Origin of the sequence: Pseudomonas sp. (genome assembly GCF_050739935.1) — a bacterium.
In the GTDB taxonomy this organism is placed as follows: domain Bacteria; phylum Pseudomonadota; class Gammaproteobacteria; order Pseudomonadales; family Pseudomonadaceae; genus Aquipseudomonas.
In genome coordinates this window covers 21,142-40,711 of the sequence record NZ_JBOICF010000013.1, presented here as the reverse complement: position 1 = coordinate 40,711, position 19,570 = coordinate 21,142, and the positions used below count along the sequence as shown (strand labels likewise).

Below are 19,570 nucleotides of genomic sequence, written 5' to 3'. Positions count from 1 at the left end.
GCTCATTCCCATGGATCTGCATCAGCCCAACTACCGACGCAGGCCATGCATTTGGCTACTGCGGCTTTTCGAACGGCTTGTCGAAAGTGATTTTAGGTTCTTTCCAAGGGCCTTCGACCTTGTATTGCACGCTGGCGAAGCGCGCCACGCGATCGCCCAGCAGTTTGTCGACCAGAAACAGCGCGCCGCCGATGGCCGGTGCGCCCACAATCAGCGCGGCAATCGGCAAATTGTTGGTCACCGGCAACGTCACCAGCAGTTTGGCGTCGACGCGGTCGCGCACCATATCCAGCGTGCCATTGAGTTCCAGATTGCTCGACGGGCCGATCATGGTGATCGGGTCGCGGGTGACATACACACCGTCACTGGCCACTAGCAGCCCTTTTACCCGGTCATAGCTCAGCCCTTTGCTCAGCAAGTCCGAGAAATCCAGGCGCAACCGGCGACCGATGGAGTTGAAGTTCAGCAGCCCGAATACCCGAAGGGCTTGGGCGCCACCCTCCACTTCGACAAACTGCCCGTTCTTCAGCGTCGCATTGAGGCTGCCGGAATAACGCTTGAGGCCGACCCAGGCTGGCGATCCCGGCCAACGGCCATCGGCGTTCATCTCGAACTCCTGACTGGTCACTGTTGGCGCAAAACCCCACGCTTTCAATACATCCGCCAGATTCTTCCCGGCCACCTGCCCCTTGAACCAACTGCTGGTCGAACCCGGCGCGCCTTCCCAGCCGCCGTTGCCGACCAGCGATATGCCTTTTAAGCCCAGATCCATGTCAGCCAACTGAATGCCGTTGGGGGTTGGCCTTACCTTGAGCGACCAGGCACCCATCAGTTGATCGCCCTGGAACAGCTGAGTGATTTTGATGTTCAGCGCCGGGATATTACGCGGGTCAAGGTCGGCCAGTGGATCAGGGGCGTTTTCAATAACGACGGGTTTGGGGTCCGCCGCGGGCAGACGCACATAGAGCAGGTCTATATCAGCTGGCGCGGCCTTGTTGTCCGGCAGGGTTGCCGTACCCTTGATCTTGGTACTGTCCAGCGACAGGCCCCAGCTGGCATCCCTGCGCCTGAGCTGAACATTGGCCTGATCCAACGTCGTGCCCATCGCGGTCAATTTGCCGATCTGCAGATCGACGCTGTTGACCAGCTGTTTGGCGCTGCCGCCCGGATCATTACCGGCATAACGCTCGACCATCGCCTGCCACGGCGCGATATCCAGCTCCGACAACGAACCGCGAACGCGCAGGCCGTGGGCGTCGGGAACAATCGCCCCGCCCTGCCCAAGGAACAGCTCGCCACGACCGTCCGCCATCTTGCCGGCCGGGGCCGCGAACGCCAGGTTTGCGAGGTTGCCGTAACCCACTGTGATGCGCCGCTCAGCCCCTTGAAGATTCATCCGGAAATCGGTGTCGCGGGTCTCGTCGGCGGTTTTGCCGAAAGGCGCCGGCAGATCGACAGCCACACCTTTGAGGCTGGAGTTGATCAGCAACGGGCTGTCGGCACCATTGAGGGTCAGTTGCAGTTGATACGCAAGATCGCCCGAAATCGGCAGCGGCTGCGTGACGTTCAGCCAGTCGGTCAGGCGCTTGGTGGCGATCTGGCTATTGGCCGTGATGCGAGTCACTGGGGCACCGGGTTTGCCCTCGGCGAAAATCTCGGCATTAACTGGCTTGTCGAAGGCTATGGCCTTGATGTTCTTGCCGCTCAGGCCCTTGGCGTAGTCGAAACGGAAATTGCCCTTGAGCTGATTCAGGTCCAGCACCGGGTCCGCCAGTCTCAAATGCGCGCTGTCGGTGTTGAAGTCCACCGCGACCTTCGGCTCCTGACCCTTGATCAGTGGGATGTCCAGATTGATATGCCCTTGCAGCGGTCCCTCGGCCTGCCAGCCCGCGAAAGTCTGACCGGTGCCGATCGGCGCTTCCTGCAAAATTTTCATGCCGTCCTGCAGGCTGCCGTCGAAGTCGCCGTCTACCAGGAGATGACTGGTCTGGCCTGGCCCCACATGCGGCACGTCCACGGCGACATTGCGCACCTGGGTGCCCAGCAACTGGCCCTTGGTAGCGCGGACGCGTACGCCGCTGTTTTCGACGAACACATTGCCGTCCACACCGGTCAGCTGCGGCCAGCCCGGCTGGAACGCCAGATTGGCATTGCGCACCTTGAAGAACAGGCTGATGACCCGCGCCACATCCGGCGCATCGTGATTGAGCGAGCCTTGATACTGAAAAAAACTCTGATCGACGTTGCCGCTGAGTATTGCGGTGCGCAGCCACTGATCCAGCGCCGGGCTGAGGACCGATGGCAGGTATTTGGAGGTGTAGCGACCGTCGGCATCGACCAGCCCGACGCGCAGGTCCATGTAGTCTTCCTGGCTTTGATCGAAATGCAGCCGGATCAGGAAGTCGCTGGCAATCTTGCCTTCATCGCCGACCACCTTGATGTAAGGAGCGATCAAGGTGAAGCCCTTGTCATCCAGGGCCCAGGTCAGGCGCGCATCGGCGTGATGATAATTCCAGGCATTCTTGAAGATAGGGTCCAGATGCAACATGAAATCGTCCGTGTTCAGACGCAGTTCGCCCTGCCCCAGATCGCCACTAACAGCCCCACTGACATTTCCGGCGGCGGGCGCACCGTGGTAAGCGTTGAAGCCAACCTTGTCCAGATTGGCGGCGAAGCTCAGCCGCTTGGCGCCCTCGGCTTGCGGGCGGTAGTCGACCAGAACGTTGCGCATGCCACCGGTGACTTTCAGATGATCGAGCACCACCATCAGCTTGTCTGGCAGCGGCGCCAGCGAGCCGAGCAATGGCGTAACAGGTGTCAGATCCAGCCGATCGGCCTGTACGTGCCACAACTCTTCACTGTCGGAAGTCGCTGCGGTTTGCTCGAGCTGAACCTGGCTTTCCCAACGCTTGCTGGCAATGTCCATGGCCAGAGAATTCAGCGAAAGCGTGAACCCTTTGTCATCGCGCTCAAACCAGGCGTTGAGCGCAAGATTGTCAATCTTCGCGGCGTTGCGGTCGACGTAGGCACCCTCGAACTGCGGGGCGTTGAGCCGGGCCACTGCCGACTGCAGATTACCCTTGCCCCAGGTCAGCCAGAACTCGCCGCCGGCCTTGAGACTGTCGATTTTCCAGTCACGGGTCACGCTTTTCGGCAACCACTTGGCCCATTCGCTTTGAGGCAGGCTCAAATAGGCCTCGGCTTCGGCATCGCGCCAGGCGCTGGCGCGGATTCTGGAGCGGACATTCAGAGACAGCGGCTGACCGTCGGGCAGCATCACTCGCGCATCCAGACGCTGATGAAGCCGCCCGGTCCTGAGCGTCATGCTGGCGTAGGTCAGGGTCAGCGGCGACTGCTCGTAAGGTTGCAGAGTGATCTGGCTGTCGAACAATGACAGCGTCGAGATCATTTGCATCTGGGTCAGCACCTGTTCGGGATCGAAGGGCTTGTCATCCTGAACCGGCAAGCCCTGCAATGCCCAATGACCGTTTTTATCTTCCTTGAACCCCAATTGCAGGCCGTCGAGTTCGAGGCGGGCAATGCGTACCTGGCGTGCCTTGATGCTGCCCCACAGATCAGGCACCGCGCGCACATGATCCAGCCGCACCGACGCCGAGCCCTGCCCGACCATCACGTCGCGCGCGACGAATATTGGCGCAAAACCGCTCCAGCTACCCTCCAGACGGCCGATGCTGACCGGCATGCCAACGGCTGCCTGAGTCTTGCTTTCGACCTCCGCGCGGTATTCGGCGACCATCGGCGCCAACTGGCGCCCGACGCTGACGTACAACGCGATCAGCACCAGAACCAGCGCGCACAGACTCAGGCCCCAACGTGTCAGAGCGGCGATGAATCGCGTCAGACGCTCCATGTCGCCGGGCCTCCGGGCAGCGAGACTGCAAACGGCATTCGGCTTGCTCGTGCGGTAGGGGGAAAGTCCTGGAAAAGCTCGTTCGGCACGCAAAATTCTCTGTGAAGGGGGATCCCTGCCGTCGCCCTTGGGCTCATGACTGTCGGTTCATTAACCACACGATGCTCGGAGCGCTGCGTTCAAGCAACGTTTCGAGCTGAATCAGAGCAGTACGACGTCGTATTGTTCCTGGGAATACATGGTTTCAACCTGAAAACGAATGGTCCTGCCGATGAACACCTCAAGTTCGGCGACGTTGCCGGACTCTTCATCGAGCAGCCTATCGACCACTTTCTGGTTGGCCAGCACTCGATACCCCACCGCCTGATAGGCACGCGCCTCGCGCAGGATCTCGCGGAATATCTCGTAACAGATGGTTTCGGGGGTTTTTAGCTTGCCGCGGCCCTGGCAACTGTTGCACGGCTCGCACAACACCTGTTCCAGGCTTTCACGGGTACGCTTGCGGGTCATCTGCACCAGGCCCAGTTCGGTGATGCCGATGATGTTGGTCTTGGCGTGATCGCGTTCCAGCTGCTTCTCCAGCGTACGCAGGACCTGACGCTGGTGCTCGCCATCCTCCATGTCGATGAAGTCGATGATGATGATCCCGCCGATGTTGCGCAGACGCAGCTGCCGGGCAATGGCGGTGGCCGCTTCCAGATTGGTCTTGAAGATGGTCTCTTCGAGGTTGCGATGGCCGACGAATGCTCCGGTATTGACGTCGATGGTGGTCATTGCCTCGGCTGGATCGATCACCAAATAGCCGCCGGACTTGAGCGGCACCTTGCGCTCCAGCGCCTTCTGAATTTCGTCTTCGACCCCGTACAGATCGAAAATCGGCCGCTCGCCAGGATAGTGCTCGAGGCGGTCGGCGATTTCCGGCATCAGCTCGGCAACGAACTGGGTGGTCTTCTGGAAGGTTTCCCGGGAGTCGATACGGATTTTTTCGATGCGAGGACTGACCAGATCGCGCAGGGTGCGCAGGGCCAGACCGAGGTCTTCGTAAATGACGCTGGCCGGGCTGATGGTCTTGATCTGCTCGCCGATCTGATCCCATAGGCGACGCAGGTAGCGGATGTCCATCATGATCTCATCGGCTCCGGCACCCTCGGCGGCCGTGCGCAGGATGAAACCGCCCTTCTCCTTGATCCCTTCCTTGGCCACGCAGTCGCTGACGACCTGCTTGAGCCGTTCGCGCTCGGCTTCGTCCTCGATCTTGAGAGAAATGCCGACATGGGCAGTGCGTGGCATGTACACCAGATACCGCGACGGAATGGAAAGCTGGGTGGTCAGCCGCGCGCCTTTGCTGCCGATGGGGTCCTTGGTGACCTGCACCACCAGGCTCTGGCCTTCATGCACCAGCGAGCTGATGGTCTCCACCGCCGGCCCCTCGCGCATGGAAATTTCCGAGGCGTGGATGAAGGCAGCGCGATCCAGACCGATGTCGATGAAAGCGGCCTGCATGCCGGGCAGCACACGCACCACCTTGCCCTTGTAGATATTGCCGACGATCCCGCGACGCTGGGTCCGTTCGACATGCACTTCTTGCAACACCCCGTTCTCGACGACGGCCACGCGCGACTCCATCGGCGTGATGTTGATCAAAATCTCTTCACTCATGGCTTGTCACCTTCCAGGCATTGCCAACAGGGTATGCCGAAACGCTGGAGAATTTCTGCGGTTTCGCACAACGGCAGCCCGACCACGGCGGAATAACTGCCGCTGAGGTTTTCCACGAAGACGGCGCCCAGGCCTTGAATGCCGTAACCGCCCGCCTTGTCCCGCGGCTCGCCACTAGCCCAGTAAGCGCAGGCTTCTTCGGGGGAGATCGAACGGAAACGCACGCGACTGCTGACCACCCGAGTTTCACAATGCTGCTCGTCGACCACAGCGATGGCGGTCAGCACTTCATGTTCGCGGTTGGACAGCGCAGCAAGCATGGCCAGAGATTCGGCTTCGTCGGCAGGTTTGCCGAGAATACGACCGTCGAGCACCACCGCGGTGTCGGCGCCGAGCACGCATGCAGTGGGGTAGGCAGGATCGTTGGCCAACTGCAGCAGGCCGGCATCAGCCTTGCCACGGGCCAGACGCTCAACATACGTGGCCGGGGTTTCGTCCTTGAACGGGGTTTCGTCGATATCCGCGCTGAGCGTGGTGAACGGCACGCCGATCTGAGTCAGCAATTCACGACGGCGTGGGGAACCGGAGGCGAGAAGAAGTTGGGGCATGGGACGTCTCCGTGTCAGTGATCACAAGCTTAGGCGTTGCGTGAATACTGCATCGACCTTCAGATCAATCCAATTTTCACCGGTCATCTGGCAGACATCGCTTCAGCAGGCTGCCCCATATCCTGTGGAAGCGAATTCATTGGCGATACATCGTACAGTCGATACATCCCCAATCGGTTGTACCGACGTCTCGCGAATAAATTCGCTCCCACAGGGTTCGACCGCGCCTGCAACTATTCAATTTATCTTCAAACGCAACCGCAACCCGCGCAGACCGTAACTGACCCACGGCCAAAGCAACGCGCTGACCAAGGCCGGCAATACCAGCGCCAGGGTTGGCTGGCGGTTGCCGGTCAATGCGCTGAGCCACAACTGGACCAACTGCGCGAGGCCGAAGATCACCAGAATCACCAGACATTGCTGCCACATCGGGAACATGCGCAAACGCTGTTGCAGAGACAGGACCAGAAAAGTGATCAACGTCAGGATCAACGCGTTTTGCCCCAGCAACGTCCCGTAGAGCACGTCTTCGGCCAGACCCAGCATCCATGCGGTCACCATGCCGATCTTGTGCGGCAGCGCCAACGCCCAGAAGGCCAGCAGCAGCGCGAGCCACAGCGGGCGGAAGATTTCCATGAATTGCGGAAGCGGAGATACGCTGAGCAGCAGGCCGATGGCGAAGGTCAACCAGACCACCCAGCCGTTTCGTGCGGGAGCATGACGAGCCATTATTCTTCCCTCGCGCGCGACGCCGCGGGAGCAGCAGCCGGCGTGGCCGGTTTGGTCGCGGCGGGTTTGGCCGGCGGCTTGGCGGCAGGTTTGCTCGCGGCAGGCTTGGCTGGCGTCGCAGCCGGAGCGACAGCGGGCGCAGGTGCAGTGGCCGGAGCCGATGAGGCGCTGTGACTGGTCGCCGCGGGTTTGGGCACTGTAGCCGGAACCACAGGTTTGTTCGGGGTGGCCGCAGGTGTAGCGCCCGGCACCGTCGCAGAAGGCACGGCTGAAGGATCGGCGGCCTGACGATCAAGCGACTCTTGCTGCTGCGCGGCATCGGCGGCGCGCTCTTCAGGCGAACGACCGTCGGAGAACACCAGCAGCAAATAACGGCTGCGGTTCAGCGCGGCAGTCGGCACGGCACGCACGATGGCGAACGGCTGGCCGGAATCGTGAATCACTTCCTTCACCGTCGCCACCGGGTAACCCGCAGGGAAACGCTGCCCCAGACCGGAACTCACCAAAAGGTCGCCTTCCTTGATGTCGGCGGTATCGGCCACGTGGCGCAGTTCCAGACGCTCCGGGTTACCCGTGCCGCTGGCAATCGCACGCAAGCCATTGCGGTTTACCTGCACGGGAATGCTGTGGGTGGTGTCGGTGAGCAGCAGCACACGGGAGGTGTACGGCATCAGCTCGACCACCTGCCCCATCAACCCGCGCGCATCGAGTACTGGCTGACCCAGCACCACGCCGTCGCGCTCACCCTTGTTGATGATGATGCGATGGGTGAACGGGTTGGGGTCCATGCCGATCAGTTCGGCGACTTCGACCTTCTCATTGACCAGCGCGGACGAATTGAGCAATTCGCGCAGCCGCACGTTCTGCTCGGTCAGGGCGGCCAGCTTTTGCAGGCGGCCTTGCAGCAGCAGGTTCTCGGTCTTGAGTTTTTCGTTATCGGCGGCTAGCTCGGTGCGGCTGCCGAACTGGCTGGCAACACCCTGATACAAACGCTCGGGTAGATCGGCAATCCAGTAGGACTGCATCAATACCAGCGACATCTGACTGCGAACAGGCTTGAGCAGCGTGAAGCGTGCGTCCACGACCATGACGGCCACGGAGAGGACGACCAGCACCAACAGACGAACGCCCAGCGACGGGCCCTTTGAGAAAAGCGGTTTAATAGGCCGCTCCTTCCAGGGATGCTTGTGTTTGGCTGTGCTTATTCATGCGACATGAAACCGGCCTGGTGCGGATGGATGGAAATATGGAGTGCCAGCCTTGCAGCATCGAGCTTTCAATACAACAGCAGGACGTCAACAAGTCAGACACGAACAGGCAGCACCGCGAAGTGCCGCCCGTTCAGCTCAACACAGCAGCAATCCGGCGACTTATTCGCTGGAGAGCAGGTCCATGGTGTGCTTGTCCATCATTTCCAGCGCGCGACCGCCGCCACGAGCGACGCAGGTCAGCGGGTCTTCGGCGACGATCACCGGCAGACCGGTTTCCTGAGCCAGCAGCTTGTCCAGGTCACGCAACAACGCACCACCACCGGTCAGCACCAGCCCGCGCTCGGCGATGTCCGATGCCAGTTCCGGCGGCGATTGTTCCAGGGCGCTCTTGACTGCCTGAACGATGGTTGCCAGCGATTCTTGCAACGCTTCGAGCACTTCATTGGAGTTCAGGGTGAAGGCACGTGGCACGCCTTCGGCCAGGTTACGGCCGCGTACGTCGACTTCACGCACTTCGCCGCCCGGATAGGCAGTGCCGATTTCCTGCTTGATGCGCTCGGCGGTGGATTCACCGATCAGGCTGCCGTAGTTGCGACGCACATAAGTGATGATCGCTTCGTCGAAACGGTCGCCACCCACGCGTACGGATTCGGCATAGACCACACCGTTGAGCGAGATCAGAGCGATTTCAGTGGTGCCCCCACCGATGTCGACGACCATCGAGCCGCGCGCTTCTTCAACGGGCAAGCCAGCACCGATGGCAGCGGCCATTGGTTCTTCGATCAGGAATACTTCACGTGCGCCAGCACCCAGGGCCGATTCGCGAATCGCGCGACGCTCAACCTGAGTGGACTTGCACGGTACGCAGATAAGCACGCGAGGGCTTGGCTGCAGAAAACTATTTTCGTGCACTTTGTTGATGAAGTACTGGAGCATTTTTTCGCACACGCTGAAATCGGCGATCACGCCGTCTTTCATCGGACGAATGGCAGCGATGTTGCCCGGGGTACGGCCCAGCATACGCTTGGCTTCCATCCCGACAGCAACAACGCTCTTCTGATTTCCGTGGGTCCGAATGGCCACAACCGATGGCTCGTTCAGGACAATACCGCGCTCACGCACGTAAATAAGGGTGTTGGCAGTGCCCAGGTCAATGGAAAGATCGCTGGAAAACATGCCACGCAGTTTCTTGAACATGGGAAAGGGACCCTAGGGAACGCGTGGGTAAAAAAGTGCGGCAAACTCTAACAACGACAGGGATTTTGGGCAAGGAGCCAATATGCTAAATTGGCTGTTTTCCGAGCACTACCCTCGACGATCGCGGCCTTATGACCGTCTGAATAGCGTAGTGTTCCGCAATCTGACGTACGGTGCATTCCGTACGCATTCCACTGGAGAACCCCATGGCGCTTGATCGCTCCGACGTGGAAAAAATCGCTCATCTGGCCCGACTGGGGCTCAATGACGCCGATATCCCGCGTACTACTGAAGCACTGAACAGCATTCTCGGGCTGGTCGACCAGATGCAGGCGGTCGACACCACCGGTATCGAACCCCTCGCGCACCCGCTTGAAGCCTCGCAACGCCTGCGTGAAGACGTGGTCAGCGAAGCCAATCACCGCGATTCCTATCAAGCCATCGCACCAGCGGTCGAAGACGGCCTTTATCTGGTTCCGAAAGTCATCGACTAAGGGAATGAGCCTGTAATGCATCAAATGACTCTGGCAGAGATCGCTCGCGGACTCGCCGATAAAAAGTTTTCTTCCGAAGAACTGACCCGCACCCTGCTGGCGCGTATCGCGCAGCTGGACCCGCAGGTCAACAGCTTCATTTCCGTCACTGAAGATCTGGCCATTACTCAGGCTCAGGCCGCCGACGCTCGCCGTGCGGCAGGCGAAAACGGCGCTCTGCTGGGCGCCCCGCTGGCGCACAAGGATCTGTTCTGCACCAAGGGCATCCGCACCAGCTGTGCCTCGAAGATGCTCGACAACTTCAAGGCGCCGTATGATGCGACCGTAGTGGCCAAACTGGCCGCAGCCGGCACCGTGACCCTGGGCAAGACCAACATGGACGAATTCGCCATGGGCTCGGCCAACGAGTCCAGCCACTACGGCGCGGTGAAGAATCCGTGGAATCTGCAGCACGTTCCGGGGGGTTCGTCCGGCGGTTCGGCTGCCGCGGTTGCCGCGCGCCTGTTGCCTGCCGCCACCGGCACCGACACCGGCGGTTCGATTCGCCAGCCTGCCGCACTGACCAACCTGACCGGCCTGAAACCGACCTACGGTCGCGTGTCACGCTGGGGCATGATCGCCTACGCGTCGAGCCTGGATCAGGCCGGGCCGATGGCGCGCACCGCCGAAGACTGCGCGCTCCTGCTGCAAGGCATGGCCGGCTTCGACATTAACGACTCCACCAGCATCGACGAGCCCGTTCCTGACTACAGCGCCAGCCTCAACGATTCGCTACAGGGCCTGCGCATCGGCGTGCCGAAGGAATACTTCAGCGCCGGTCTGGACCCACGCATCGCCGATCTGGTCATGGCCAGCGTCGAAGAGCTGAAAAAGCTCGGCGCGGTGGTCAAGGAAGTCAGCCTGCCAAACCTGCAACACGCGATCCCTGCCTATTATGTGATCGCGCCGGCAGAGGCCTCTTCCAACCTGTCGCGTTTCGACGGCGTGCGCTTCGGCTATCGCTGCGAAGATCCGAAAGACCTGACCGACCTGTACAAGCGTTCCCGTGGTGAAGGCTTCGGCCCTGAAGTGCAGCGCCGGATCATGGTCGGTGCCTATGCGCTGTCCGCCGGTTACTACGACGCTTACTACCTGCAAGCGCAGAAGATCCGTCGCCTGATCAAGAACGACTTCATGAATGCATTCAAGGAAGTCGACGTGATCCTCGGCCCGACCACGCCGAACCCGGCCTGGAAAATCGGCGCCAAGAACGCCGACCCGATTTCCGCGTACCTGGAAGACTTCTACACCATCACCGCCAACCTCGCGGGCCTGCCGGGCCTGTCGATGCCAGCCGGTTTCGCCGACGGCTTGCCGGTTGGTGTGCAACTGCTCGCGCCGTACTTCCAGGAAGGCCGCTTGCTGAACGTTGCTCATCAGTATCAGCGAGTCACTGATTGGCACACCCGCTCACCGGCCGGCTTCTAAGGAGAAAACACATGCAATGGGAAGTCGTCATCGGGCTGGAGATTCACACCCAGCTCACCACCCAATCGAAGATTTTCTCCGGTAGCGCCACCACGTTCGGCTCCGAGCCCAACACGCAGGCCAGTCTGGTCGACCTGGGCATGCCTGGCACGTTGCCGGTGCTGAACAAGGAAGCGGTGCAGATGGCGGTCAAGTTCGGCCTGGCCATCGACGCCGAGATCGGCCAGCACAACGTGTTCGCCCGCAAGAACTACTTCTATCCGGACCTGCCCAAGGGCTATCAGATCAGCCAGATGGAATTGCCGATCGTCGGCAAGGGTCACCTGGACATCACCCTCGAAGACGGAACCATCAAGCGCATCGGTGTAACCCGCGCGCATCTTGAGGAAGACGCTGGCAAAAGCCTGCACGAAGACTACAGCGGCATGACCGGTATCGACCTGAACCGCGCAGGCACGCCACTGCTGGAAATCGTTTCCGAGCCGGATATGCGTTCGGCCAAGGAAGCGGTCGCCTACGTCAAGGCGATGCACGCGCTGGTTCGTTATCTAGGCATCTGCGACGGCAACATGGCCGAAGGTTCGCTGCGTTGCGACTGCAACGTGTCCATTCGCCCGAAAGGCCAGGTCGAGTTCGGCACCCGCTGCGAGATCAAGAACGTCAACTCGTTCCGCTTCATCGAGAAGGCGATCAACAGCGAGATCCAGCGTCAGATCGATCTGATCGAAGACGGCGGCAAGGTCATCCAGCAGACGCGCCTGTACGACCCGAACACCAACGAAACCCGGGCCATGCGCAGCAAGGAAGAAGCCAACGACTACCGTTACTTCCCCGACCCTGACCTGCTGCCGGTGATCATCGAGGATTCGTTCCTGGAGCAGACCCGCGCCACCCTGCCGGAATTGCCGCCGCAAAAGCGTGAACGCTTTCAGTCGCAATTCGGCCTGTCGCTGTACGACGCCAGCGTGCTGGCTTCCAGCCGCGAACAGGCGGATTACTTCGAGAAGGTGGTGAGCATTGCGGGCGATGCGAAGCTGGCCGCCAACTGGGTCATGGTCGAGCTGGGTTCGCTGCTGAACAAGCAAGGCGTGGAGATCGACGAATCGCCAGTCAGCGCCGAGCAACTGGGCGGCATGCTGCAGCGCATCACCGACAACACCATCTCCGGCAAGATCGCCAAGATGGTCTTCGAGGCGATGGCCAATGGTGAAGGCAGTGCCGATGAGATCATCGACAAGCGTGGCCTGAAGCAAGTAACCGACAGCGGTGCCATCGAGTCTATTCTCGATGAAATGCTGGCGGCCAACGCCGAGCAGGTCGAACAGTACCGCGCCGCTGATGAAGTCAAACGCGGCAAGATGTTCGGCTTCTTCGTCGGCCAGGCCATGAAGGCCTCCAGAGGCAAGGCCAACCCGCAGCAGGTCAACGAGTTGTTGAAGCGTAAGCTGGAAGGTTGATTGAACAGGTTTTGATGCGGAAATCCTCTGTGTCAGAACCGCCCTTTCGTCCGATGGCGGCCTCGAGCAAGGTCACTCCCACAGACCCTGCATGGCCTGTTGGGTGAGCTCGCTCGGGGCCGCCATAGGATTGTGGGAGTGAGTTTGCTCACGAAGGCGGTTTATTCGCGACTATGGCGCTTTTCGACACACCGCTATCACGAATGAACTCGCTCCCACAGGGGTTGACCCTCTGCGGACTCCGAAACCTGGCCCTCGATCTCTGTGGGAGCGAATTCATTCGCGATGACGTCATCCCAGGCGACACAGAATCGTCGGGGCAATATCCACCCAAAGGACTGTGAACCATGTGGCGGCTTCTCGGCGCCTTTGCGCTGCTCTCCCTGCTGGCCGGTTGTGCCAGTGAAGGCATCATCGATCCGCACGGTTACAACGCCACCGGCGGCGCCTCGTATTACGGCTCACGCCACCAAGGCATGCGCACCGCCAGCGGCGAACGCTTCGACCAGAACTCCCTGACTGCCGCCCACCGCCAGCTTCCTTTCGGCACCCGCGTGCAAGTCACCAACCTGGACAACGATCGCAGGGTCGTCGTCCGCATTAACGATCGCGGCCCGCATACGCGCGGACGATTGATCGACGTATCGCGTGCAGCGGCCCAACAATTGGGTATGCTGCGCAGCGGAACCGCCCAAGTGCGGGTGCAAGCCCTCGACGACTGAACCCGGCCGGCCAGAACGTGTAAACACGTTATGAGCGCAGGTCAGGCAAGGTGTAGCCTCACATGGGTAGCGCCGAAGGTGCCCAGCCCGCAATGGTCTTCATACACTCTGGATTCAAAGGTGCCCTGAATTCTCGCTCTATCGACCCTGCCACTACCCACGCTGATCGAACTGATCGGTGGCCTGCTGCTGATGATCATCGGTGCCGAACTGTCGGTGCGTGCCGCCGTGGTGCTGGCTGCCCTGCTTAATACCCGCCCGCTGTTTCTCGGCCTGACCGTGGTCGCTCTCGGCAGCAGCGCGCCGCAGATGGCCGTCGGCCTACAGGCAGCGCTGACCGACAGCACAGACATCGCCGTGGGCAGCGTCATCGGCAGCAATATCTTCAACATTCTGGTGACCCTCGGCCTGTCGGCGCTGCTCATCCCGTTGCGCGTCGCCCGGCAACTGGTGCGAGTCGACCTGCCGTTGATGATCGGTGCCACCGCCCTCGTTGCCGGGCTGGCCTGGAATGGCGTGTTGAGTGTGCTGGACGGGATGATTCTGCTGATCGCCATGGCCTGCTACCTGGCGGTCGTGGTGAGGCAGTTCGCCCATGGCGTGCGGCATTTCGGCGGCAACGATGCAACACCACGGCGCAGGGTCTGGCCCATTCTTGGCCGTCTGACGTTGATGGCTTGCGGGTTGGCGCTGTTGATCCTCGGCAGCCATCTGCTGGTGGGTGCTGCGGTGGTGGTCGCGCAGGATCTGGGATTGTCCGAGCGGGTCATCGGCCTGACCGTGATCGCCGTCGCCACTTCCCTGCCCGCTTTGATGACCTCACTGATCGCCGCACTGCGTGGCGAGCGGGATATCGCGGTGGGCAACATCATCGGCAGCAACCTGTTCAATCTGCTCGGCGTGCTTGGGGTCACTTCGCTGATCGCTTCCGGACCGCTGTCGATCTCACCCAACGCGCTGGATTTCGACCTGCCAGTGATGCTTGGCGTCGCGGTATTGTGTCTGCCGCTGTTCTACTCGGGCTATCGGATTACCCGCCTGGAGGGGTTGCTGCTGCTTGGGCTGTACGCGGTATACGGGCTGCACATCGTTTCGTTCACCACCGGCATGCCACTGGCGGATCGGCTGGAACGGTTGATGATTCACTATGCGTTGCCGTTGTTGGGAGTGGGGGTTCTGGTCAGCACCGTGCGCGCTTGGCGGCGGCAGCATTGACACTGCGCAACATCGAACGATGCGCGTGTTTGCCGCGACATCAAACTGTAGGGGCCGGCTGCTGGCGAACCCGGTTGTGTCAGACAACGCATTTGTGACTGATCCATCGGGTTCGCCAGCAAGCCGGCTCCTACAGGTGTGCTGAACCGGGATCGCGTCCAGCCGGATGATCTAAATCCATCCACCCCACTGCAATATGAAAATCCCGATATTGGTCGTCACCGCCGCCGCCAGCGTGGTCATGACGATGATCGATGCGGCCAGTTCGTGATTGCCCTGGGCGGCGCGAGCCATGACGAAGCTGGAGGATGCGGTCGGCGCGCCGAAATACAGGAACAGAATGCCCAGTTCGGCGTGACGGAAGCCCAGCAACCACGCAGCCAAGGTGCAGACCAGCGGCAACCAGACCATTTTCATCATGCTCGCGCTGATCGCCATCCCACCGCTTTCTCGCAACGACTTCAACGACAGCGTACCGCCGATGCACATCAGCGCCAGCGGCAGGGTCATCTGCGCCAGGTAGCTGCCGGAAGTGTCGAGCCATTTCGGCAGGCCGATGCCGAAGTAGGCGAACGGCGTGGCCGCGACGATGCTGATGATCAAGGGGTTGGCCACCACGCTTTTGCAGATACTCCATGGGTCAGACTTGAGCACCGGGCTATAGACCGCCAGCACCACGGTTGAGAGGGTGTTGTAGAGAAGGATCACCAGCGCGGCGAGGATGGCGCCGAGCGAAATGCCATAGTCGCCGTACATGCTCGCCGCCAGCGCGAGACCGATGACCCCGTTATTGCCGCGAAACGCCCCCTGCACATAAATGCCGCGCTCGACGAAGGGCACGCGATAAATCGCCCAGCCCCAGACCAGCGCGAAGCCCACCAGCGTGGCGATGATGAAGTAGATGAGTACGCCCGGTTGCAGCGCCGCATGCAGGTCGGCGTGAATGATGCCGAGAAACAGCAGCGCGGGCATCGTGCAGTTGAACACCAGCGAGGATGCGGTGTGAATGAAGCTGTCGTTAATCCAGCCAACACGTTTGAGCACCACGCCCAGAAACAACATGGCGAATACCGGTGCGGTGATGTTCAGGGTTTCCCAAAAAATTGCCAGCATGCACGCCAAACCCTGAGCCGTCGTTAGGTGGCTAATGATAGGCCAGCGGCGGGACAAGTGTTACTGGAATTGCATGGTTATCGTACAACTGCAATAAGCGGCCTGGCGAAAGTCCCCTGTGGGAGCGATTCATTCGCACCGGGCATTGCAGAGGACATAGCCATTGCCTGGAACATCGCATCACAAATGAATTCGCTCCCATGTGGTTAGGTGTTGAATGCGAGTTTCTGAGGCATTCAAACCTGCGCAGGTACCAGCTTCTTCTCAAACACCGACACCCCATCCAGATCCCGGAGGGTCACGGTCATTTCTCCGCTCTGCCCGTCGATGTTCACCTCACCAAAAAACTGAAACCCGGCAAAGGGCGAGGTGTTCTGTGCAGGCGGGGCTTTCTGGAACACCAGCTCCGGGCCGAAGGTCTTGTCCAGGGTGTTGGGGCCGAAGCTGCCGGCATTCAAAGGCCCTGCGACGAATTCCCAGAACGGGTCGAAATCCTGGAACACCGCCTGATCCGGGTGATAGTGATGAGCCGCGCAGTAATGCACGTCGGCGGTCAGCCATACCGTGTCGCGAACCTTCTGCTGGCGCAGGAAACTTAACAACTCAGCGGTCTCCAGCTCACGGCCTTTCGGCACCCCATTGTCGGTGTTGGCAATGGCCTCCCAGCGCATCACCCCCGGGCTGACCTCGCCATCAGGCACCCCCAGGCTGATCGGCATGTCGGCGGCGATCACCTTCCACTGCGCCCCCGAGGCCTGCAATTCACGCTTGAGCCAGTCCAGTTGTTCGCGCCCGAGAAACGCCGTGGTCGGGCCCGGTTTGTCAGCCAGGTTGGCATCGTTGCCATCGCGGTAACTGCGCATGTCGAGCACGAACACATCCAGCATTGGCCCGTAGCTGAGCTTGCGGTACACCCGACCGCCATTGTCAGCACTTTGCAGACGCATCGGCGCGTACTCGAGAAACGCCTGCCGCCCACGGGAGGCCAACAGCTGGATGTCCTTGACCTTGTAGCGTTCGTCCAGCTGCTTGCTCGGCGACCAATTGTTGCTCACCTCGTGGTCGTCCCACTGCCAGATCTGCGGGACCTCGGCGTTGAAGCGGCGCAGGTTTTCATCCATCAGGTTGTAGCGATAGGCGCCGCGATATTCGTCGAGGGTTTCGGCGACCTTGCTCTTCTCTTCGGTGGTGATGTTGCGCCAAATGCGCCCGCCTTCGGTGACCACTTCGGCAGGCACCGGACCGTCGGCGTAGATGGTATCGCCGCTGTGGATGAAGAAGTCCGGCAGGCGCAGGCGCATGGCCTCGTAGATGCGCATACCCCCGATGTCCGGGTTAATGCCAAAGCCCTGCCCGACCGTGTCGCCGCTCCAGACGAAACGGATGTCCCGGCGGGTTTGCGGCACGCTGCGCAGATGGCCGAACCAGGGCTCGCTGGCAACGCCGGTTTGCGCGTCTTCGAAGAACACCCGGTAGAAGATGGCTTGATCGGTGGGCAGGCCAGTGAGTTCGATGCGGGCGGTGAAGTCGGTGCGTTGATCGGCGAGCAGCGACACCGCTCGGCGCGGGTTGGTGAACATGCTGCGGGTGTCCCATTCCACGACCATGCGCGAAGGCCGATCGCTACGGCTCCAGATCATCGCGCGATCACCCAGAAGGTCGCCGGACTGCACGCCGTCGGTCATTTTCGGGCGGTCCTTGACCGATGCGATAACCGCTGGCGCCAGGCCCGGCAGAAGCAATCCAGCGCCGGCGGCCTGAATGATGCGGCGGCGTGTCAGGTCGAACTGAGTCATTTCTATCCCCCTCAAGCGAATGCCAGAGAAGGGAAGCTAACAATCGATTGTTGGGGGAATGTGACAGGACGCAGGTCAAAGAACCTGCGCGAGACCTGTTGGAGCGGATTCAGTGGCGAAGCGCCGTTCCAGACGGCATATCTTTGTTGCCTGGAAACCCGTTTTCGCGAATGAATTCGCTCCCACAGTGGACCCTACCTGGCAGGACGATTTGTGAAGGGTCTGGCTCACGCAGTGGATCGTCTCGCGCAGGACGATTTGTGGCGGGTCAGGCTCCCGCAGGCACTGCATCCAGTTCGACGACTTCAGGCCGTTTCAACAGCGCATACAGCACGCCGGTCACCACGCTGCCGATGACGATCGCCAGCAGGTACAACAACGCGTGGTTGATCGCATTGGGGATCAGCAGCACGAACAATCCGCCGTGGGGCGCCATGAGTTTGCAGCCGAAGAACATTGACAAGGCTCCAGTCAATGCGCCGCCGACAATGCTGGCCGGGATTACCCGCAACGGGTCTTTCGCGGCAAACGGAATCGCGCCTTCGGAGATGAAGCACAGCCCCAGCACAAACGCGGCCTTCCCCGCTTCGCGCTCGCTTTGGGCAAACTTGTGGCGGGCGATCAGAGCGGCGATGCCCATCCCGATCGGCGGCACCATCCCCGCCGCCATGGTCGCCGCCATCGGTGCGTAACTCTGAGACGCCAACAGACCTACCGAGAACGCATAGGACGCCTTGTTGATCGGCCCGCCGAGATCCACACACATCATCGCCCCGAGCAACACGCCCAGCAGAACCGCATTGGTAGTGCCCATGCTGTCGAGAAAATGAGTCAACCCTTCGAGCATCCCGGCGACCGGCTTGCCGACTACGTAGATCATCACCAGACCGGTGAACAGGCTCGCCAGCAGCGGGATGATCAGAATCGGTTTCAGCGCCTCTACACTGGCAGGTAACCTGGCGTAGCGGTTGATGGCGGCAGCGCTGTATCCCGCGAGAAAGCCTGCGACGATACCGCCGATGAAGCCCGCACCCAGAGTGCTCGCCAGCAGCCCACCGATCATTCCCGGCGCAAGCCCAGGGCGATCTGCAATGGAATAGGCGATGTAACCGGCCAGCAACGGCACCATCAGTTTGAAGGCCGCATCACCGCCAATCTGCATCAGGGCGGCGGCCAATGTGCCCTGCTCCTTGAACGCGGTGATGCCGAACACGAACGACAGCGCGATCAACAGCCCGCCCGCGACAACCATTGGCAGCATGAATGACACGCCGGTCAGCAGATGCTTGTAGACGCCGGTCTTGTCTTTCTTCGGCGGAGCAATCGAGGCCGCCGCAGACGACTCGACTTCAGCTTCGGCCAACGCTTTATTCAACGTCGCTTCTGGCTGCTTGAGCGCGATCCCGGTGCCGCAACGGTAAATGCGCTTGCCGGCGAAACGCTCGGTGGCGACTTCGATATCGGCGGCCAGCAACACCACGTCGGCATCGGCAATTGCCTTGGCGCTGAGCGGGTTGCGCGCGCCGACCGAACCTTGGGTTTCCACTTGCAGATCATAGCCGAGTTTTTGTGCTGCCTGCTGGATCGCCTCGGCGGCCATGAAGGTGTGCGCAACGCCGGTGGGACAGGCTGTCACCGCCACCAGACGGGGTACTTTGGCGGCGACTGCATCGGCTATCGGTTCAGCGCTTTCACTGGCGATATACGGTTTCGCCAGCTCGTTCGCCGAGTGCAAGAAGCCGTCGATATCCTGCAATGCCCGGGAAGGCGTCGCCTGATACAGACGCTTGCCCGAGAACCGGGTCAGATCCAGTGGCCCGGTGTTGACCACCAGCACCCAGTCGGCGCTGGAGATCTCTGCAGCCGACAGCTGCTTTTCCGGACGACGCGGGTCATGCACTTCAACGCTGGTGCTCCAACCCTGACGCTGGGCGGCCGCATCGAGCAAGCGGGCGCTGAGGACACTGCTGATCTTGCCGTTCGGACATGCCGTGACAATGGCTAACTTCATCGCTCTTTCTCTCTTGTTAT

At 60.8% G+C, this 19,570-nt stretch carries 14 protein-coding genes; 5 read left to right on the top strand and 9 right to left on the bottom strand.

The features are described from left to right. Positions 1 to 55: 55 nt before the first annotated feature. The 6 genes from ACRER8_RS01480 to mreB all read right to left on the bottom strand — a co-directional run bounded on the left by ACRER8_RS01480 (position 56) and on the right by mreB (position 9,275). Positions 56 to 3,871, bottom strand: coding sequence for a YhdP family protein (locus ACRER8_RS01480; protein WP_431744590.1), 3,816 nt, complete (start codon positions 3,869 to 3,871; stop codon positions 56 to 58). Between the two features lie 201 nt (positions 3,872 to 4,072). Next, a complete protein-coding gene (gene rng, locus ACRER8_RS01475) occupies positions 4,073 to 5,530 on the bottom strand; it encodes a ribonuclease G (RefSeq protein ID WP_431744589.1) in 1,458 nt (485 codons plus the stop codon). Then, the gene (locus tag ACRER8_RS01470) at positions 5,527 to 6,138 is read right to left on the bottom strand and encodes a Maf family protein (RefSeq protein ID WP_431744588.1); all 612 of its coding nucleotides are present in this window, start codon (positions 6,136 to 6,138) and stop codon (positions 5,527 to 5,529) included. The genes rng and ACRER8_RS01470 overlap by 4 nt, the downstream gene beginning before the upstream one ends. A gap of 237 nt (positions 6,139 to 6,375) precedes the next feature. Continuing rightward, positions 6,376 to 6,867 carry a rod shape-determining protein MreD gene (mreD, locus tag ACRER8_RS01465; RefSeq protein ID WP_065990112.1) on the bottom strand — a complete coding sequence of 164 codons (492 nt, stop codon included), beginning with the start codon at positions 6,865 to 6,867 and terminating at the stop codon, positions 6,376 to 6,378. After that, positions 6,867 to 8,000: a rod shape-determining protein MreC gene (gene mreC, locus ACRER8_RS01460; RefSeq protein WP_431744654.1), complete on the bottom strand. Its 1,134-nt coding sequence runs from the start codon at positions 7,998 to 8,000 to the stop codon at positions 6,867 to 6,869. Before mreC ends, mreD begins: the two co-directional genes overlap by 1 nt. Before the next feature lie 237 nt (positions 8,001 to 8,237). Beyond that, positions 8,238 to 9,275, bottom strand: a complete 1,038-nt coding sequence (gene mreB, locus ACRER8_RS01455) for a rod shape-determining protein MreB (protein WP_020292894.1) — start codon at positions 9,273 to 9,275, stop codon at positions 8,238 to 8,240. 206 nt (positions 9,276 to 9,481) lie between these two features. Here mreB and gatC point away from each other — a divergent pair, with 206 nt between their 5' ends. The 5 genes from gatC (at position 9,482) to ACRER8_RS01430 (ending at position 14,630) form a co-directional block, all read left to right on the top strand. Further along, the gene (gene gatC, locus ACRER8_RS01450; protein ID WP_074755999.1) at positions 9,482 to 9,769 is read left to right on the top strand and encodes an Asp-tRNA(Asn)/Glu-tRNA(Gln) amidotransferase subunit GatC; all 288 of its coding nucleotides are present in this window, start codon (positions 9,482 to 9,484) and stop codon (positions 9,767 to 9,769) included. 15 nt (positions 9,770 to 9,784) lie between these two features. Then, the gene (gene gatA / locus ACRER8_RS01445) at positions 9,785 to 11,236 is read left to right on the top strand and encodes an Asp-tRNA(Asn)/Glu-tRNA(Gln) amidotransferase subunit GatA (RefSeq protein ID WP_431744587.1); all 1,452 of its coding nucleotides are present in this window, start codon (positions 9,785 to 9,787) and stop codon (positions 11,234 to 11,236) included. Positions 11,237 to 11,247: 11 nt separating this feature from the next. Then, on the top strand, positions 11,248 to 12,693 hold the full coding sequence (gatB, locus tag ACRER8_RS01440) for an Asp-tRNA(Asn)/Glu-tRNA(Gln) amidotransferase subunit GatB (RefSeq protein WP_431744586.1): 1,446 nt from the start codon (positions 11,248 to 11,250) through the stop codon (positions 12,691 to 12,693). 347 nt (positions 12,694 to 13,040) lie between these two features. Continuing rightward, entirely contained in the window at positions 13,041 to 13,415 is a 375-nt protein-coding gene (locus ACRER8_RS01435) for a septal ring lytic transglycosylase RlpA family protein (protein WP_431744585.1), read from the top strand. 162 nt (positions 13,416 to 13,577) lie between these two features. After that, a complete protein-coding gene (locus ACRER8_RS01430) occupies positions 13,578 to 14,630 on the top strand; it encodes a calcium/sodium antiporter (RefSeq protein WP_431744653.1) in 1,053 nt (350 codons plus the stop codon). Positions 14,631 to 14,801: 171 nt separating this feature from the next. On the opposite strand, the gene ACRER8_RS01425 is transcribed toward ACRER8_RS01430, so the two are convergent. From ACRER8_RS01425 to ACRER8_RS01415, 3 genes are all read right to left on the bottom strand, one after another. Further along, positions 14,802 to 15,743, bottom strand: a complete 942-nt coding sequence (locus tag ACRER8_RS01425; protein ID WP_431744584.1) for an AEC family transporter — start codon at positions 15,741 to 15,743, stop codon at positions 14,802 to 14,804. Positions 15,744 to 15,979: 236 nt separating this feature from the next. Next, positions 15,980 to 17,539: an alkaline phosphatase D family protein gene (locus ACRER8_RS01420; RefSeq protein WP_431744583.1), complete on the bottom strand. Its 1,560-nt coding sequence runs from the start codon at positions 17,537 to 17,539 to the stop codon at positions 15,980 to 15,982. Between the two features lie 268 nt (positions 17,540 to 17,807). Beyond that, entirely contained in the window at positions 17,808 to 19,550 is a 1,743-nt protein-coding gene (locus ACRER8_RS01415; RefSeq protein ID WP_431744582.1) for a PTS fructose-like transporter subunit IIB, read from the bottom strand. Positions 19,551 to 19,570: the final 20 nt, after the last annotated feature.

Bases quoted from the DNA above. Each gene is read 5' to 3' on its own strand.
- gatC (WP_074755999.1), top strand. From the start codon at position 9,482: ATGGCGCTTGATCGCTCCGACGTGGAAAAAATCGCTCATCTGGCCCGA.
- ACRER8_RS01470 (WP_431744588.1), bottom strand. From the start codon at position 6,138: ATGCCCCAACTTCTTCTCGCCTCCGGTTCCCCACGCCGTCGTGAATTG.
- ACRER8_RS01425 (WP_431744584.1), bottom strand. From the start codon at position 15,743: ATGCTGGCAATTTTTTGGGAAACCCTGAACATCACCGCACCGGTATTC.
- mreD (WP_065990112.1), bottom strand. From the start codon at position 6,867: ATGGCTCGTCATGCTCCCGCACGAAACGGCTGGGTGGTCTGGTTGACC.
- gatA (WP_431744587.1), top strand. From the start codon at position 9,785: ATGCATCAAATGACTCTGGCAGAGATCGCTCGCGGACTCGCCGATAAA.
- ACRER8_RS01415 (WP_431744582.1), bottom strand. From the start codon at position 19,550: ATGAAGTTAGCCATTGTCACGGCATGTCCGAACGGCAAGATCAGCAGT.
- rng (WP_431744589.1), bottom strand. From the start codon at position 5,530: ATGAGTGAAGAGATTTTGATCAACATCACGCCGATGGAGTCGCGCGTG.
- ACRER8_RS01480 (WP_431744590.1), bottom strand. From the start codon at position 3,871: ATGGAGCGTCTGACGCGATTCATCGCCGCTCTGACACGTTGGGGCCTG.
- ACRER8_RS01420 (WP_431744583.1), bottom strand. From the start codon at position 17,539: ATGACTCAGTTCGACCTGACACGCCGCCGCATCATTCAGGCCGCCGGC.
- gatB (WP_431744586.1), top strand. From the start codon at position 11,248: ATGCAATGGGAAGTCGTCATCGGGCTGGAGATTCACACCCAGCTCACC.
- ACRER8_RS01435 (WP_431744585.1), top strand. From the start codon at position 13,041: ATGTGGCGGCTTCTCGGCGCCTTTGCGCTGCTCTCCCTGCTGGCCGGT.
- mreB (WP_020292894.1), bottom strand. From the start codon at position 9,275: ATGTTCAAGAAACTGCGTGGCATGTTTTCCAGCGATCTTTCCATTGAC.